Genomic DNA, 16,643 nt, shown 5'->3' with positions numbered 1-16,643 from the left:
AAAAAGTGGAGCCGCGACCATCGCGGCGTCTGTCTGTGGATCGATTGATCCGTCAAATCGCAGGGCCGTCGTTGGTCCGGCGGGCGGGGCCGTCGTACTCGACCTGGTCCAGCGTGATCTGGCGCCAGCCGGGCTCGCGCACCGACTCTTCGAAAGCGTGGGCGAATAGGCCGGCCGTGCGTGGCACGACGATGAAGGCGCGGGCCAGCCGCCAGTCGATGCCGAGGTCCGAAATAATGGCCCCGACGCCGGCGTCGATGTTTGCCAGCAGTGGCCGGTCCTTCTTCTTGATCAACGCTTTTTCCAGCTCGCGCGTCATCCGGATGTGATCGCCTGCAAGCCCGTACTCCTCGGCAAGCGCGAACAGCACTTTCGCGCGGGGATCGCCTTCGGGATGCTGCGGATGCCCGAAGCCATCGAGCCGCTTGTGGTTGGCAACGTACTCGGTTGCGACGTCCTCGTAGCTGCGTCCGCTGGAGGCTGCCTCGGCCACCAGCTCCTGGATGTAGCGCGAGAACTCTTCGCCCGCACCGCCATGCACGTCGCCGAACATCATGGCGCCGGCGGCTACCGAACATTGGATCGGTACACCAGCTGCCTGCACAAAACGGGTAACTGTCGACGACGGCGAGATGCCGTGGTCGGCGACCGCGATGAACATCGCATTGATGATCTTCGCCTCGTTGCCCTTGGGAAGCTCGCCCTTGTAGAGCAGGTAGACCATGGCGCCAAAGTCGATCTTGCCGACGAGATCTGTGAGGACGTCGTAGCCCCTGACCAAAGTACCTTCGTGTGGAGAAGGGTCAGCGATAGCAGTGCGCCAGTATTTGCGGTCGGCGGTCTTGGTCATGTTGGTCATGCAGTGCTCTTGTTGGTGAGGTAGTGCAGGCGATCGAACTGGATCTCGAACCTGCTGGGGGGCGAATCGTAGGCATGCGGATCCCGCCATGAAATCCATCTGTCCACCATATGGATGTTTTTACCGGATCAGGAGGGGACGTCCTCCTGTCGATCCCGTTCTTGTGCGCCATGCTGTCCACGCTATGATCTGATTTATGAGCACTACGGAAGCACGCGGAACCCAGAGCATCGATCGCACCATCGGTGTTTTGAAGCAGGTCGTTGCCCATGGATCGCATGGGTTGACGGTGGCCGCACTCGTGACAAGCTGCGAGTTGGAGCGTCCGACCGTGCACCGCATCGTTCAGGCCCTGGAACGACAGGGCCTGTTGAAACGGCCCACTGGGTCGAAACGCTATGTGCTGGGCGATTACTGTCGCCAGATGGCAGTTGCCTTCGCTGACCGGTCCGACCTGAGGACGGTGTGCGAGCCCGTCCTGCGGTCCATCGCAGAGGAGACTGGAAACAGCGCGTTCCTGATCGCCCGCGTCGGCTACGAATCGATCTGCCTGGCCCGTGCGGTTGGCTCTTACCCAGTGCAGGTGTTGACGGTTAACGTCGGCACCAGGAACCCTTTGGGAGTAGGTGCTGGGGGTCTCGCCATCCTGGCGACCCTGTCCATCGACGAGCACAGCGAATGCATCCGTGCGAACGCGAAGCGTTTGGGCGGCTACGGATCACTCACCGAGTCGACATTGCGCGCTCTGATTCGTGCCACGCAACGCCGCGGACATGCCGTTATCGGGCACTACAACGTACCGGGCGTCATCGGGATCGGGGTGGCCATGCGCAACGCCAGCGGCGACACCCTGGGCGCGATCACCACGTCGTCCATCGACAGCCGAATGTCCAAGGACGACCAACAAGTCGCTGCCTTGTCCATCGCGAAGCACGTTGCACGGGTCCAGTCTTCGCTCGACATTCTTTAAGCTCAAGCCGAACATCCGCAGGATGCTTGTGACCGGCGGACGGTGAAGCTGCCGAAGCCGTGCGGAGGGGCGTCAACGAGCTTGCGGTCGTCCGCGTCCTGACCCAAGGGGTCAAAGAGATCGCCTGTGAGGGCGGTGCCGCAGCGCGGTAGAGCGCACTGACGCACTCGAGCAAGAGCCGAGCAGAACCGCCGAGAAGATGGTCGAGGTCAACGAAGCCCCTCTGAGCGACACGCCCCGCGTCTACGGCGTCCTTCAATACCAGTTCGGCCAGTCCGAGGAACTGTCGGCACCCCGCGGCAAGGACGGCGCAAGACGTCGTGCTGGTCACTGAGTTACCACGGACACGGCGGTAATCTGGCAACTCGTGTGAGAGCGCCTTCAGGCCATAGACGAAGACTTCTGATCAGAGGGCTTTTTGAAGGCCCGATCCCGTTGGACGAACGTTTCCAACATGTGCGGGATCAATGCCTCCACGCTGACAGGCTCACCGTAGGTTTGTGCATGAAGCGCGGCGTAGCGCTCTAGACTGTCTTTGAGCGTCGCCGGCAGCGCAATGGTTATCTTGACCGTTGCCATGTTTCGCAGCGGCCCCAGACTCAGCCTGTTCGTACTTTTTTTCACTGCGAGTTCCCTCGAGCAAAGAAAAGCGGCTGGTATGGCCGCAGGATCAAATCCTTGCTCACCATTGCCCGCATCGGAAACCCCGGGCGGATGGTCAACGTCGGCTGGATGCTGGCGTTTCGCTTTGTGATCTCCTGCCCGACCTGGTTAATCGAGTCCTGCGCACCGTCCGGTATGGCGATCACCATCCGGTTCCCGTTCTGATCGATACGGCTCTCCGGCGCTGCCAGTTCTGCGCCCACAGCCAGCAGCGAGGAGAGGGCCGCCCCGGCCAGGATGCGGTCCCAGTGCCAGTCGACGCCGTCCTCGAGCCCGGCATAGCCGGCCGGATCGATCCCGGGCAAGCGGTCCAGGGCCACCGACGACGTGTCCGGCAGGATCAGCCGAGTCCACACCAGCAGCACGCGCCGCTGGCCGAAAGAGACCTGACTGTCGTAGCGCCCCATCAACCGGGAGCCCTGCGGAATCAACAGATACCGACCCGTGGCCGTGTCGTAGACCCCTTCCGTCACATTCGCTATCACCTGTCCCGGCAGATCCGAGTTGATACCTGTGACCAGCGCCGCCGCGATCACCGTGCCCGCCATCACTTGGTACGGAGATGCCGGCAACTGCAGGCTCCCAGGGTTGCGCGTGGCGCCCTCCCCGGCCTTCGCCAGGAAGGCCTCCTTCAAATCCTGCCGGTTCTGCGCCGCGGTCGCATCGGAGGACACCGCGGGCATCGTGCTTGCGTCCGTCGCCTGGAAAAGGTTCTGGCTTGAAGCTGCAGTGTTCGCGCTCATGCTGCCCGGCGAGGTCGCCGTCGACGTCGCAGCAGCCGGCCTCGATCCGCCGGCGCTTCCACCGGTCCCCCGGAAGAAAACCGGCGAACGTGCTGCCTCTTCAGCAGCCAACTGCGCCGGATCTGTGCCGTGCGGCGCCATGCGCTGCTCCATCGGCTGCTGCGCTTTCACGATGGCCGGCCCGAGATCGCCGGGTAGCGGCTCACCGAGCACGGGTGGCGTTGCTTTCACCGTCGGCGGAAGGCCTGCATAGTCCTTGGGTAGCCGGTCCAGGCTCTCCGACTTCGAGATGCGATCCACGTTGAACAGCTCGTTAGCAGGAGCACGGGAACGCTGCTGCGACTGCAGCGACCACATCGTGCCACCCAGCACTGCCGCGGCCAGCGTTCCCGCTCCGACGGCCAGCACTCGCCGATTCAAGCGAACGACAGGGCGCGGCTGCGCGCGCAGCGCCAGCGTTTCCGGGTCGACCTTGAGGGATGCCGCATCGGCCTCGCTCACGATCCGCTCCCCCGTTGGACGCCGTCCGTGCGCTCGATGCGCACGACCTCCGCCTTGCCGCCCTTGAAGCCGCCCAACCGCAATTCGGCCGCGCCGAAGAGCCGGTCGACGACGTAGTACGGTGACCGGAACCGGTAGTTCACGAGCTGCCCATCCCCTTGCGCCCCGATCACGAACAGCGGCGGCAGCTCCCCCTGCGCGATGCCCCCGGGAAACTGGATGTAGACCCGCTGCCCGTCGTCGAACGCGCGCAGCGGTTTCCAGGACGGACCGTCGCCCGTGATCGCGTAGCGGAACTTGATCTGTTCCAGGGACAGGCCAGAGTCCACCGGCGTGGCTGCCTGCGCTTCGCGCGCCTGCTTCTGCAGCGCGAGCATCCGATCCTTCGGGTAGTCCCACGACACTGAGGCCATCCAGGCCTGCGGCGTCGACGAGAGCTCGAGCAGATAGGTGCGTCGATTGGTCGTGACGACCAGATTGGTCTTCAACCCAACGCGTGTGGGCTTCACCAGGATGTTGACGCGCAATGTAGCGCCGGCGCCGCTGGCGGTGTCGCCCACGATCCACCGCACCGTGTCACCGGCGGAGACCGTCACCAGTTCCTCGCCTTCCTGCAATGCGATGACCGTCACCCGCCCCGGGCTCGTGTAGACCTGATACAGCGCGCCATCCGCATAGGGCCACACCTGGATCGCGTTGACGTAGCCCTCCCGCGTCGGGGCGATGCGCGCTTCCTCGTTGGCGCGGGAGACACGCACCTTGTCGTTGGCCGGTTCGGGCACCAGCTTCGATCCAGCCTCGGTCGGCAGCGCCTTCATCTGCTCGGGCAACGCCAAGGGCGTCGGAACCGCCACCACCTCGATCGGCTTCGCAGGCTCGGGCAAGACCTTCGCGGCCACGGTTACAGGCTCGTCGAGCGAGATCACCGGTGGCGGCTGGCCCTGCGTGGCGCAGCTCGCGACAGACGCCAGTGTGGCAACCAGGATCCACGGCGATACCGTTCTACGGAAATGTGTCTTCACGGTTTTGCTCCTTGCGATGATTCGAGTTCACGGCTCCAGGACAGACCGTTGATGTAGATCCCCAATGGGTTCTTGCGCAGCCGCTCTTCGGTGCGTGGCGGCTGCAGCACGACGGACAGCACCGCCGTCCAGCGCTCGGTTCCCGAAGGCGACCCATTCGTGTAGCTGCGCTCGATCCAGCGCACCTGGAACGAGCTGTCACTGGCCCGGATCACGCTGGTCACCTCCACCGCCACCGAGCGCTGCCCGATGCGCGAGAACGGGTCGTCGGATCGCGCATAGTCGTTGAGCGTCGCAGCGCCGCGATCGGTCGTGTAGTCGTAGGCTTCGAGCCAGTTCCGTCTGACCACGATCGGGTCGATCGACAGCGATCGGACGTCGCCGATGAAGCGCGCCAAGTGAAACGCGATCTGCGCGTCGGCCGGCTTGTACGGTGCCGCGGCTTCGCCGATGGCCCGCACCTGCCCGGCGTTGTCCACTTCGATGACGTAGGGGGTCACGATGGATTGCGCCGAGCGCCAGACCAAGCCGCCGGCCATCAGAAGTGCCAGCAACAAAGCACCGAAGGCCATCCACCGCCAGTTCTTCGCCTGCACGCGGCTGTCGCCGATGCGCTGGTCCCAGACCTGCGCCGCGGCTTGATACGGGGTGACGGGCTCGGGAGTGTCCGAGTACCGCACCTGGGGTCGCTTGAAGCGCATGGTGTTCCTTTCGAAAGCCGATTCAGGGGTCGGAGCTGTCTTGGAGGCTCGGACCGGTCCCGCCTCCGGCGTGGTCGCCCGAGCGCAGCACGTGGGCCGCGGTCGTCGCAGCCTGGGTCGCCTGCTGCTTGCGGCGCATGCGCCGCGCCCACGCCGGTTCGGATGCCGGCGAAACGGATGCGCCGACTTCCGCACTGGATCCGCCGGTGGAAGCTGAAGACGAAGTCGGTGCGGCAGCAGCAGCTACGAAGGCCGCCGCCCGGTCCTTGACCGCCATGGCGCCAGAAGCGAACCGCTGACTAGCGGCACTTGCTCCAGCCTTGGCGACGCTGGCGAGCCCGGCACTGGCAGAACCTACGCCGCTACTGTCTGACCCGGCAGCGCCCGCCTTGTAGGCCGACCTCGCACCGCTGGCCAGACTGCTGGCCGAGCGTGCGACGGAAGCGCTGCCGCCGATGCCTGCGCGCACCATGCCAGGCGCCATGCGCGCGCCGGCGGCGACCGCAGAACCTGCGCCTGCCACGGCTGCACCGCCGGCCACGGCCAGACCCGCCGCGCCCATCGCAGTACCAGCGGCAGCGCCCGCGCCGAGCTGGGGTGCGCCAGACACCAGCCCCGTCGCGATCCCCGGCCCGAAGATCCCCAGACCAAGCATCGCGAGCGAAGCCAACATGATGATCAGCGCATGGTCGATGCTCGGGTCGGCACCGGGCGGCACGGTGAACTCGGCGAAGAGTCCAGATCCGATGCCGACGATCACCGCCAGCACCAGCACCTTGATGCCCGACGACACCACGTTGCCAAGCACCTTCTCCGCCAGGAACGATGTCTTGTTCCACAACGCGAACGGCACCAGCACGAAACCAGCCAACGTCGTCAGTTTGAACTCGATCAGCGTCACGAAGAGCTGCACTGCCAGCACGAAAAACGCCACGATGAGGACGAGCCATGCGAGGAACAGCACCGCGATCGTGTCGAGGTGCGCAAAGACTTCCGGGAAACCGGTCATGTTGCTGATCTGCTCCATGATCGGCCGGCCGGCGTCGATACCGACCTGCGCGAGGCGCCCTGGTTGCAGCAACTGGCCTTGTGTCAGCGTCGAACCAGAAGCCGTCAGCCCCAGACCAGCAAAGGAGTTGAAAATAATCGCAGCCAGTCGATTGAAGTTGCTCAAGATGTAGGCGAACGTGCCCACGTACAGCACCTTCTTGACAAGCTTGGCCATCACATCATCGCCCTGCCCCGAGGCATGGCTCATGGCCCAGAAGAGCCCGGCAAGCGTCACGTCGATCGCCACCAGCGTGGCCGTCAGAAAGGCCACTTCACCGCCGAGCAGACCAAAGCCTGAATCGATATAGCGCGAAAAGACGTCGAGGAAGCGGTCAATGACCGAAACGTCGTTCATGGGGTCAGTCTTTTGGGGCTGACGGCGTGGCGTTGGGCGGCGACGGTGGGGGCGAAGACGGGCGTACAGGATCGTTCGCATAGGGGGACGGTGTCGCCCGCATGAAGCGCAGCCGAGTGGCCTCCGCCACCGCATTGCACTGTGCATCGCACACCTTGACGTGGTCGGCCTTGCACTGCGCGCGCAGTTCCCTCAGCCGCTCGGGATTCGCCACCAGTGATTCGACCGATTCGATAGATGCCGGCTTGTCGCAGGCAACCAAAAGCAGTGCGGCAGCCACGGCCGAAAGGATCCGGAATTTCTTCATGACCGTCCCTTCACTCGCTGTAGAAGTTCACGGTGTAGGGCGTGTAAGGCGTACCCGAGCCCATGAAGCGGCGCCGCACCTCGCGCGCCCGTTCCTGAACGGCAATCTGCCGCGCCTGTTCCAGCGCCGCGGCGCGGTCCTGGGTGACCTGGAGCTGCTGCGCCTGGATCGACTGCCGGGCCTGTAGCGCCAGCAGTTGATTGGTCGCCTGCGCCGCCTGCAGCGCACCAACGGCCGACTGACTGCGGTTCACCAAATCCGTCAGCGTCGCTTCGTCCGACGCGAAGTTCTGCACGGCCTGCGACTGCACCTTGGTCGCGGTGCGAAGCGCGTCTAGCGAGTTCGTCCAACGCTTGCGCGCATCGAGCACCATCTGGGCGCTGGAGAGCGTCGGACTGAACGATTCCGGATACAGCTGCTGGAACTGCGCTTCCATCTGCTGGACATTGAAGGCCAAGCCTTGTGCCTGCTGAATCAACTGATTCGTCGCCGACAACGCAGCTCGCAGTTCATTCAGGGCGCTGAAGTCCAGGCCGGTCAGGTTCCTCGCCTGGTTCATGAGCGACTGCGCCTGATTCTGAAGCTGCCTGATCTGGTTGTTGATCTGCTCCAGCGTGTTGGCGGCCGTCATGATGTTCTGCGCAAGATTGGTGGGGTCGATCACGACCCATTGCGCATGCGCGATGGGCAGCGCGCCCATCAAGGCCGCCGCAGCGACGGCAAGCAAGGTCTTCTTCATGGCGTGTTCTCCTGATTGGGGGACGGGCCGTGATGACTGGCAGGAAACGAAGGGATGAGGTCGGCCGCCCAGTCGAGGCCGCAATGGCGCAACCAGTCGGAGGCGAACGATGAGGAGTCTCGATCGGCAAGCACGGCATCGATGGCACGCTGGTCTTCGGGCGACGACGCGCCGGCAAAGGCCAGCGCCACCGGTCCGAGGCCGAGGTCGAACACCCGGTTGCCGAGTCGCGACTGGAAGTAGTAGTCACGCTTGGGCTGCGAGGTCGCGACGATGTCGATCTGCCGAGAGTTCAAACCGAAACCTTCGTAGATCACCTTGATCTGCGGCTCGGTGGCCTGCGAGTTCGGCAGGAAGATGCGGCTCGCGCAACTCTCCACGATCGCCGGTGCGATCGACGAGTTCTGGATGTCCGCCAGAGACTGGGTGGCGAACACGACCGACACGTTCTTCTTGCGCAGCGTCTTGAGCCATTGGCGGATGCGCGCCGCGAACACCGGGTCGTCGAGGAACAGCCACGCCTCGTCCAGGATCAACAAGGTGGGCGCCCCATCGAAGCGTTCATCGAAGCGTGCGAAGAGATAGCCCAGCACGGCCAACACCGCGGGCTTGCTCTGCATCAGCTCCTCCATCTCGAAGCACTGGATCGAACCCGTACCGAGCCGGTCCGAATCCGCGTCGAGCAGCGCGCCGTGTGCGCCACCCAGCACGTAGGGCTGAAGGGCCTGGCGCAGGGCATTCGACTGCAACAGCACCGACAGCCCGGTCATCGTGCGCTGCTCGACGGGCGCGCTGGCCAGGCTGTTGAGCGCGGACCACACGGCGTCCTTCTCAGGCGGGCCGACGGCAACACCCTCCTGCAGCAGCCGCCCTTCGATCCACTCGGCGGCCCAGCTGCGGTAGCCGTTCTGGTCGATGCGCGCCAACGGCTGAAACGCAATCGCCCCGTCCGATCCAAGGTCGTAGTGTTCGCCGCCCAGACCGAGCACGGTTGCGCGCATCGAGCGCCCCATGTCGAAGACGAGCAACTGGGAGCCAGCGTAGCGCCTGAATTGCATCGCCAGCGTTGCGAGCAGCACCGACTTGCCCATGCCGGTCGGCCCGACCACCAGCGTGTGACCCACGTCGCCGATGTGCGTCACCAGCCGGAACGGCGTCGCGCCGTCGGTGCGGGTCACGATCAGTGGCGGCCCGTCCAGATGCGCATTGCGCTCCGGCCCGGCCCAGACGGCCGAGACCGGCATCATGTGCGCCAGGTTCAGCGTGGAGACGATCGGCTGGCGTACGTTCGCATAGACATGGCCGGGGATCGACGACAGCCAGGCATCGACCGCGTTCAAGGTCTCCGGGATCGTCACGAACCCGCGGCCCTGGATGGCACGCTCCACCTGCCGCAGCTTCTCCTCGGCGGCGGTCGCATCGGCATCGAGGACAGTCACTGTGGCCGTGACGTAGCCGAACGCGACCTGATCGCTGCCCAGCTCCTGCAAGGCGGCATCGGCGTCCGATGCCTTGTTCGATGCATCGGTATCCACCAGCGGACTCTCCTGCTGGAAGATCGTCTCGCGCAGCAGCGCCACGATGTTCTTGCGCTTGACGAACCACTGGCGACGCAAGCGGCCCAGCTCCTTTTCGGCCTCGGCCTTGTCCAGGCAGATGAAGCGAGTGCTCCAGCGGTACGCAAAGCCCAGGCGGTTCAGGTCGTCGAGCAGGCCCGGCCAAGTTGACGTCGGAAAGCCGCGCACGGTCAACACCCTAAGATGCGAACTGCCCAGCATCGGTGCCAGTCCACCCACGAGTGGCTCATCCGCCAGCAAAGCATCGAGGTGCATCGGCACCTCTGGTACCGCGACGGCATGCCGACGCGTCGAGGTGCACGCATGCAGGTAGGTCAAGGTCTGGCCGTCGTCGAGCCAAAGGATCTCCGGCATGACGCCTTCGAGCAGCCCGAAGAAGCGCTCCGTCTCGGACACGAAGGTGCCCAGACGTTCGCGCCAGTCCACGCCTTCCGCCTTCTGGTTCTCGTAGAGCAGCCGGCCCGCGCGCGCACGCGATTCCTCCGGCGGGAGGTACATCAGCGTCAGGTGGTAGGCGCTCTCGAAGTGGCTGGCCTCCTCCTCGAAGGCGGCGCGTCGTTCTTCGTCGACCAGCCAGGACAGCGGCTCCGGAAACGACGAGTCGGGGTAGTCGGCCGCTTCGCGCCGCGCAGCTTCGATGAACAACGCCCAACCAGAGCCCAGTCGGCGCAGTGCGTTGTTGAGCCGCGCCGACGTGGTCACCAGTTCGCCCTGCGTGGCGCTGTCCAGATCCGGCCCGCGAAAGCGCGCCGTGCGCTGGAACGAGCCGTCCTTGTTGAGCACGACGCCAACTGCGACAAGGCCGGCCCAAGGGAGCCAGTCGGCCAGCAGCGCCGGGCGTCGGCGGTATTCGGTGAGGTTCATCATGGCGGCGCGCTCACACGTCCAGCAGCTGCCGGTGCTTGATATGCCGTGCGAAGACCTGCATGAACTGCGGGTCCATGCGCGCACCCCAGACGGCCAGCGAGTGGCCAACGATCCAGAGCGCGATCCCGGGCAGCCACAGCTGCAGCCCCAGCCCCACCGCAGCAGCGAGCGTGCCGTTGGCGATGGCGACGGTGCGCGGCGCGCCGCCCATCAGGATCGGTTCGGTCAGCGAGCGGTGCAGGGGCACCTCGAACCCCGGCAGCGCCGACGTACTGGCGGCCAGTGTGCTCATGCCAGCACGGCCCCACCGGCGAAGCTGAAAAAGGTCAGGAAGAAGCTGGAGGCCGCAAACGCGATCGACAGCCCGAAGACGATCTGGATCAGCTTGCGAAAGCCTCCCGACGTGTCGCCAAACGCCAGCGCGAGCCCGGTGGCGATGATGACGATCACCGCAATGATGCGGGCAACCGGCCCTTGGACCGAGTCGAGGATCGACTGCAGCGGTGCCTCCCAGGGCATGCTGGAGCCGGCCGCGTGCGCGGGAAGAGCGACGGCGAGCAGCAGTGCCGCAGCGGTTGCGGCGAACAGAAGCGGCTTTACGGAAATGCGTGGAATCGCAAGATTGGATGGCGTCATGACGGTTCTCCGGGCTTTGACGTGGTTGAGGAAATCGAAGGGAACACCGGCGCCAGCGAGGTGTCGAGCTGATAGCCATGGCTGTCATAGCCGATGACGCGCGCGATCTCGCGCACGCGGCGTGCGCGGCCGCGGCCGGCGATGAAGACGATGACGTTGACGGTCTCGGCAATCAGGGCGCGCGGGATGGTCACCGAGACCTCCTGCACGAGCTGCTCGAGCCGCGTGAGAGCGCCGGCGGCGGAGCCGGCGTGCACGGTGGCGATGCCCCCCGGATGCCCGGTTCCCCAGGCCTTGAGCAGGTCCAGAGCTTCCGAGCCGCGCACCTCGCCGACGACGATGCGGTCCGGCCGCAGTCGCAGGGTCGCGCGCACCAGGTCAGCCATGGTGCTCACGCCGGGTTCGGTGCGCATGCCGACGTGGTCGTCGCTGCGGCACTGCAGCTCCACGGTGTCCTCGAGGATCAGCACGCGATCGCGGGTTTCGGCGATCTCGTCGAGCAGCGCGTTGGCAAGGGTGGTCTTGCCCGTGCTCGTGCCGCCCGCGACGACGATGTTCAGACGGGCATGCACCGCAGAACGGAGAAAGGCCGCCTGCTCCGCCGTCATCACGCCGTCATCCACGTAGCGCGCAAGATCCATGATCCGCAGCGCGCGTTTGCGGATCGCGAACGAAGGCGCGCGAACCACAGGCGGCAGCACGCCGAGGAAGCGTTCGCCCGTCTCCGGCAGCTCGGCCGACAGAATCGGTGCACCGGGATACACTTCGGCTCGAACGTGCGCGGCCACCAGCCGGATGATTCTTTCCGCCACGGGCGCGGGCAGCATAGTGCCCGTCGGCGCGCGGCCGGTGCCCAGGCGGTCGACCCACAGGGAGCCGTCCGGGTTCAGCAACACTTCGACGATCTCCGGATCGTCGAGCGCCGCAGCGATCTCCGGGCCCATGGCCGTGCGCAGCATGCGGATGCGGCGGCCGGCTGATTCCCCGCCGTCGTGGCGGTTACCGCCCTCCTCCGTGCCACCGCCGTGCGCGTCGTTGATGCGCCTCATAGTTCCCCTCCTTCACCCGATGTGGATGGCACGCCGTCGGAAGCGGCGCTTGTGTCGGAGGGCGGCTGCCCATCAGCCCCCCTCTGCTGTGCCGGTGCAACCGGTTCGATGTCCTGATGAAGATCCCGGACAAGGCTGCGACCGCGCTGGATGTGCCGAGCCAGCTGTTCGATGAACTGGGCATAGCGCGCGCGACCCTGTGCGCGCATCGCCTCTTGCTGCTGCTCGGGCACCGGCAGCGCCACGGTCAGGTAGTGCCGCAGGTACAGCGCGACGGTTTCGATGAGCACGCCCTGATCGCGTTCCAGGCGGTCGAATTGCCGCGAAAGACGGTCCAGGCGCTTGGTCACCGCAGCCTGGCGTTGGTCCTCACCGTCCGGTGAGAGGAAGGACGCCAGCGCCGCAGCGATCACCGCGGACTTTGAGACGCCCTTGTGCGCGGCGACCTGATCCAGCCGTTTGGCGTGCGCCGGCTCGATGAAGATGTTCAGCCGTGTTCGGGTCATAGGGTGATCCCGTCGTCGGGGTCCATGGCGGCAAGCCGCGCGCTGCGTACGAGTTGCCGATCCAGCTCCCGCTGCGGCAGTGGAATGTCGTCCTCATCGTCGAGCACCAGCAGCCCATCGCCGTCCGGCAGGATCGGCAGGTCGAGCGTCACTTCGAGTTCGGGCTTGAGTTGGTGACCCCCCTCGTCGGCGAAACCACCGTCCTCGCCAAGGGATGAAGATGCGGGCGCCGCAAGCGGCGTCAGCCCGATCCAGTCATCCGGGCGCGCTGCAGGCCGATCCGCATAGACACCCAGAGCCAGCGCCGGCGGAGGAAGCACCCGCGTTGTGAAGTTTCGGTCCTGGTAGTACCGAAGCTTCTTCGCTTTGATCGGCGGATGCCCCGAGACCATCACCACCGAGTCGTCGGGCGGAAGCTGCATCACTTCGCCGGGCGTGAGCAGCGGCCGTGCCGTTTCCTGCCGTGACACCATCAGATGGCCGAGCCAGGGCGCTAGCCGGTGGCCGGCGTAATTGCGCTGCGCGCGCAGTTCGGTCCCGGTGCCCAGCGAATCCGAGATGCGCTTGGCTGTGCGCTCATCGTTCGTGGCGAACGCGATGCGCACATGGCAGTTGTCCAGGATCGAATGGTTCTGGCCGTACGCCTTGTCGATCTGGTTCAAGGATTGCGCGATCAGGTAGGCCCGCAGGCCATAACCAGCCATGAAGGCCAACGCGCTCTCGAAGAAGTCGAGCCGCCCAAGCGCCGGAAACTCGTCGAGCATCAGGAGCAGCTTGTGCTTCCGCGCAATGCCGTCCGAACCGTCGAGCGACTCCGTCAGGCGCCGGCCGATCTGGTTCAGGATCAAGCGGATCAGCGGCTTGGTTCGACTGATGTCCGAGGGCGGAACGACCAGGTACAGCGACACAGGGTGCTCGGCCGAGATCAGGTCGGCGATGCGCCAGTCGCAGCGTGACGTCACGGCGGCCACCGTCGGATCCCGGTACAGGCCGAGGAAACTCATCGCAGTGGACAGCACCCCCGACCGCTCGTTGTCGCTCTTGTTCAGCACCTCGCGAGCCGAAGAGGCGACCACAGGATGAACGCCGTCACCGAGATGCTTGGTCGTCATCATCCGGCGCAGCGTCGTCTCGAAGGGGCAGGCCGGGTCGGACAGGAAGTTGGCAACGCCGCGCAGCGTCTTGTCCTCGATCGCGTAGAGCACATGCAGGATGGCCCCAACCAGCAGCGCATGGCTGGTCTTCTCCCAGTGATTGCGGCGTTCGAGCGCACCCTCGGGGTCGACCAGGATGTCCGCGATGTTCTGCACGTCGCGCACCTCATGCATGCCGCGCCTCACTTCGAGCAGCGGGTTGTAGGCCGCCGACGTCGCGATGGTCGGGTTGAACAGCAGGCAGTGGCTGAAGCGGCTGCGCCAGCCTGCCGTGAGAGTCCAGTTCTCGCCCTTGATGTCGTGGATGACGGCGGAACCCGTCCAGGACAACAGCGTCGGGATGACCAGGCCGACGCCTTTGCCCGAGCGCGTCGGCGCGAAGACCATCACGTGTTCCGGCCCGTCGTGGCGCAGGTAGGCAAGCGCCTTTCCACTGAGCTTGCCCAGTAACACACCCTTGGCCTGAACCAGGCCCGCCTGCTGAACCTCCTTGACGTCTGCCCAGCGCGCGGACCCGTAGGTTGTCACGCGATGGGTGAGCCGCGACCGCCAGAGTGCCATGCCGATGGCAACACCCGCGGCCAGCATCCCACCCGACGCCGCAATGGCGCCGCCACGCTCGAAGACATCCGGCGCGTAGGCATCGAAGAAATACCACCACTCGAACAGCTTCCAGGGCTCGTAGACAGGTGTGCCCAAGACATCGAACCATGCCGGCCCGAGCCGTGCCTGGTAGCCCAGTGCATGTGCCGTCCACTGCGTGCCCGACCACAGGCCGCAGGTGGCCACGCTCGGCACAGTGACAACCTGTCCGAACAGAATGCCGGTTGCTCCCTTCGTCGGCATCGGTCAGCTCCTTCGCGTCTGAATCCACTGCGCTGGCCACAGTGGCAGCGCTTGACCGAGTCTGGAATCGAGTCGCCGAAACGCACACCCGCCCGAGCGGGTCGTGGCGTATGCAAGCGAACTCGCTGCCTGCTTCAGTGCTTTTCTTATCGAGGCCGGTGCCTGTGCGCCGGGGTCAGTCTCGAACGCGATCTCCCTCGGCGTGCCAGGTCTTCGCGTGAGCGATGAAGCGCTGCAGCGTGTCGGGCAGTCCGCGCCGGCGCTGCTTGTAGGTCACGTAGGTGACGATGTGCTCCGACTGAACCAGCGGCACCACCGCGATGTCTGCGCGGCCGAGCGTCTCGATGTGGCCGCTGTCGGCCAACCCGACCCCTAGGCCCGCCGCAATGCGGGTGACGTACCCGGTGAGCGTGTGCGCCTCCCCCGCGAGCGTGGGCCGCAGGGTGTAGCGCTGCACGATGCTTCTCATCTGCTGCCAAAGGCCCGGCTGCCGGTCTGCATCGCAGGACACCAACGCGAACGTCAGCAGATCGGTCATGGGCACGGCTGGCAACCTCGCAAGCGGGTGTGCGGCCGGGAGGAGCGCTTGAACGCGATAGTCCCAGGCCGGTTCCTGCGCGATGGCCTCGTCGTCGGGCAACCCGAAGGTGAAGCCGGCATCGAGCTCCTCGCGCCGAAGCGCCGCGGCGAGTTCCGTGGCGCGCAAATCGACCAGTTCCAGCGGGATCGCTGGCGTACGCTGTGACCAAGCTGCAAAGCATTCCGACAACCGAGGCTGAGCGATGCCGTCCGCCACACCGATGCGCAGCGGCGAATGAAAACAAGCATCGGTCGACCGAAGCACAAGCTCCAACCGATGCATCCGGACCAGGACGGCGCGAGCTTCTTTCAGCAGACGGGTTCCGGCAGGCGTCAGGAGCAATCGGCGCGGCGTTCTGACGAAGAGAGAAACGCCCAGGCGCTCCTCCAAGTCGCGCACGGTGCGCGAGAGCGGCGTCGGGTCGATGTGGACTCGTTCCGCGGCGCGTCTGAAACTCATCTCTTCTGCGACAGCAGTGAAGTAGCGCAGATGCCGAAGTTCAATCATGGGCAGCTCCTGACCTGTCCTTCCGTTCGATGCGTTGCGCCCCCGACAACCGGGCAGCGCTGCGACAACAGAGAACCTCACGCTCCTGCGGTTCGCAGCAACGTGGTCAGACGACCCTCTGCATGCGTTTAAGCCTAGCGGCGCACGCCCTAGATGGAATCTGTCAGTTCTGGTAGTTGACGCAGGCGTCAAGGTGGCAGCACCTCGCCCGACGGAGTCCGATCCCTGCAAGCAGGAAAGGTGCTCTGCTCATCGCTCGCCCTTCGTCCCAGGGAGCCGAGCATCGCCGGGGCGAAAAGAACGCAGCGCGCCCTAGTCCCGCATCGTGAACACCACCGACAGGTAGCTCACGGGCCCCTCCTCAATGACTTCGATCCCATGCAGCGCCGTTGCGTCGAACTGCAAGGAATCCCCTGGGGCCAGCTTCACCATCCTCCCCCCGTAGCGGTAAGAGACCCGCCCTGTCAACAGGTGCAGGAACTTGATGCCCGGGTGCTGGAAGGTGACGTAAGGCTCCGCTTCCGGCAGCAAGGTGACCATGTACGGCTCGACGAACAGGTTGCCCGACAGCTGGTGTCCCAGCAGTTCGTAGCGGTAGCCCGCTACCGCACCAACACGGTCGACCCGGATGCCCTTGCCCGCCGGAACGAATGAGAAATCAGTGCGGCTGGTCTGATCGCTGAAAAAGCGGGAGACGGGCACGCCCAGCCCGTTGGCGATGCGGTCGAGAGTTTCGACAGAGGGAGAGACGAGCCCACGCTCGATGCGGGAGAGCATGGAACGGGAGACGCCAGAGCTGGCGGCCAGCTCTCCGCCGGAAGAGCCAGCAGCAATCCGCAAGGCACGCACCTGATGCCCGATGCGGTGGGCTGGATCGCTACGGAGCGGCGCTGCCGACGCGGGAATCCGAGGGCGCAGGACAGGCGCCGGCAGCCGGAACGGGCGCGCGGTCGGAAATGGGGACGCAAGAGATTTCGTATCCACGACCTCGACAATCAGAAATTTCAAGGG

17 protein-coding genes are annotated in these 16,643 nt (G+C 65.3%); 1 reads left to right on the top strand and 16 read right to left on the bottom strand.

Annotated features, from left to right (window positions below; genetic code table 11):
* Nucleotides 1–52 precede the first annotated feature (52 nt).
* Nucleotides 53–859 (bottom strand): citryl-CoA lyase, encoded by an 807-nt coding sequence (locus ACSFBE_RS13820; RefSeq protein WP_435490960.1) that lies wholly within the window; start codon nt 857–859, stop codon nt 53–55.
* A 196-nt stretch (nt 860–1,055) separates the two neighbouring features.
* On the opposite strand from ACSFBE_RS13820, the gene ACSFBE_RS13815 reads away from it, so the two are divergent.
* Complete coding sequence (locus tag ACSFBE_RS13815) at nt 1,056–1,829, top strand: IclR family transcriptional regulator (RefSeq protein WP_435490959.1); 774 nt, start codon at nt 1,056–1,058, stop codon at nt 1,827–1,829.
* A 381-nt stretch (nt 1,830–2,210) separates the two neighbouring features.
* Here the strand turns inward: ACSFBE_RS13815 and ACSFBE_RS13810 are convergent, their stop codons facing one another.
* The 15 genes from ACSFBE_RS13810 to ACSFBE_RS13740 form a co-directional block, all read right to left on the bottom strand.
* Nucleotides 2,211–2,453 (bottom strand): DUF2274 domain-containing protein, encoded by a 243-nt coding sequence (locus tag ACSFBE_RS13810; RefSeq protein ID WP_435490958.1) that lies wholly within the window; start codon nt 2,451–2,453, stop codon nt 2,211–2,213.
* Nucleotides 2,450–3,736 (bottom strand): TraB/TrbI/VirB10 family type IV secretion system protein, encoded by a 1,287-nt coding sequence (locus ACSFBE_RS13805; protein ID WP_435490957.1) that lies wholly within the window; start codon nt 3,734–3,736, stop codon nt 2,450–2,452. Before ACSFBE_RS13805 ends, ACSFBE_RS13810 begins: the two co-directional genes overlap by 4 nt.
* Nucleotides 3,733–4,758: a P-type conjugative transfer protein TrbG gene (gene trbG / locus ACSFBE_RS13800; protein WP_435490956.1), complete on the bottom strand. Its 1,026-nt coding sequence runs from the start codon at nt 4,756–4,758 to the stop codon at nt 3,733–3,735. The genes ACSFBE_RS13805 and trbG overlap by 4 nt, the downstream gene beginning before the upstream one ends.
* Entirely contained in the window at nt 4,755–5,459 is a 705-nt protein-coding gene (trbF, locus tag ACSFBE_RS13795; RefSeq protein ID WP_435490955.1) for a conjugal transfer protein TrbF, read from the bottom strand. Before trbF ends, trbG begins: the two co-directional genes overlap by 4 nt.
* A 22-nt stretch (nt 5,460–5,481) precedes the next feature.
* Nucleotides 5,482–6,864 carry a P-type conjugative transfer protein TrbL gene (gene trbL / locus ACSFBE_RS13790; RefSeq protein WP_435490954.1) on the bottom strand — a complete coding sequence of 461 codons (1,383 nt, stop codon included), beginning with the start codon at nt 6,862–6,864 and terminating at the stop codon, nt 5,482–5,484.
* Nucleotides 6,865–6,868: 4 nt separating this feature from the next.
* Nucleotides 6,869–7,171 carry an EexN family lipoprotein gene (locus ACSFBE_RS13785; RefSeq protein WP_435490953.1) on the bottom strand — a complete coding sequence of 101 codons (303 nt, stop codon included), beginning with the start codon at nt 7,169–7,171 and terminating at the stop codon, nt 6,869–6,871.
* Between the two features lie 10 nt (nt 7,172–7,181).
* Complete coding sequence (gene trbJ, locus ACSFBE_RS13780; RefSeq protein WP_435490952.1) at nt 7,182–7,910, bottom strand: P-type conjugative transfer protein TrbJ; 729 nt, start codon at nt 7,908–7,910, stop codon at nt 7,182–7,184.
* The gene (trbE, locus tag ACSFBE_RS13775) at nt 7,907–10,354 is read right to left on the bottom strand and encodes a conjugal transfer protein TrbE (RefSeq protein WP_435490951.1); all 2,448 of its coding nucleotides are present in this window, start codon (nt 10,352–10,354) and stop codon (nt 7,907–7,909) included. The genes trbJ and trbE overlap by 4 nt, the downstream gene beginning before the upstream one ends.
* 10 nt (nt 10,355–10,364) lie before the next feature.
* A complete protein-coding gene (locus tag ACSFBE_RS13770) occupies nt 10,365–10,646 on the bottom strand; it encodes a VirB3 family type IV secretion system protein (RefSeq protein WP_435490950.1) in 282 nt (93 codons plus the stop codon).
* Nucleotides 10,643–10,990: a TrbC/VirB2 family type IV secretion system protein gene (locus tag ACSFBE_RS13765; RefSeq protein ID WP_435490949.1), complete on the bottom strand. Its 348-nt coding sequence runs from the start codon at nt 10,988–10,990 to the stop codon at nt 10,643–10,645. Before ACSFBE_RS13765 ends, ACSFBE_RS13770 begins: the two co-directional genes overlap by 4 nt.
* The gene (trbB, locus tag ACSFBE_RS13760; protein WP_435491073.1) at nt 10,987–11,949 is read right to left on the bottom strand and encodes a P-type conjugative transfer ATPase TrbB; all 963 of its coding nucleotides are present in this window, start codon (nt 11,947–11,949) and stop codon (nt 10,987–10,989) included. The genes ACSFBE_RS13765 and trbB overlap by 4 nt, the downstream gene beginning before the upstream one ends.
* Nucleotides 11,950–12,035: 86 nt before the next feature.
* Entirely contained in the window at nt 12,036–12,545 is a 510-nt protein-coding gene (locus ACSFBE_RS13755; RefSeq protein ID WP_435490948.1) for a CopG family transcriptional regulator, read from the bottom strand.
* Entirely contained in the window at nt 12,542–14,545 is a 2,004-nt protein-coding gene (locus tag ACSFBE_RS13750) for a conjugal transfer protein TraG (protein ID WP_435490947.1), read from the bottom strand. Before ACSFBE_RS13750 ends, ACSFBE_RS13755 begins: the two co-directional genes overlap by 4 nt.
* 175 nt (nt 14,546–14,720) lie before the next feature.
* The gene (locus ACSFBE_RS13745; RefSeq protein ID WP_435490946.1) at nt 14,721–15,632 is read right to left on the bottom strand and encodes a LysR family transcriptional regulator; all 912 of its coding nucleotides are present in this window, start codon (nt 15,630–15,632) and stop codon (nt 14,721–14,723) included.
* 312 nt (nt 15,633–15,944) lie between these two features.
* Nucleotides 15,945–16,481 carry a helix-turn-helix domain-containing protein gene (locus ACSFBE_RS13740; protein ID WP_435491072.1) on the bottom strand — a complete coding sequence of 179 codons (537 nt, stop codon included), beginning with the start codon at nt 16,479–16,481 and terminating at the stop codon, nt 15,945–15,947.
* Nucleotides 16,482–16,643 lie beyond the last annotated feature (162 nt).

The sequence above is a fragment of the Variovorax sucrosi genome, from assembly GCF_051216635.1.
In the GTDB taxonomy this organism is placed as follows: Bacteria; Pseudomonadota; Gammaproteobacteria; order Burkholderiales; family Burkholderiaceae_C; genus Variovorax.
The sequence above is the reverse complement of the archived record's forward strand: the minus strand, read 5'-3'. Positions and strand labels throughout refer to the sequence as shown.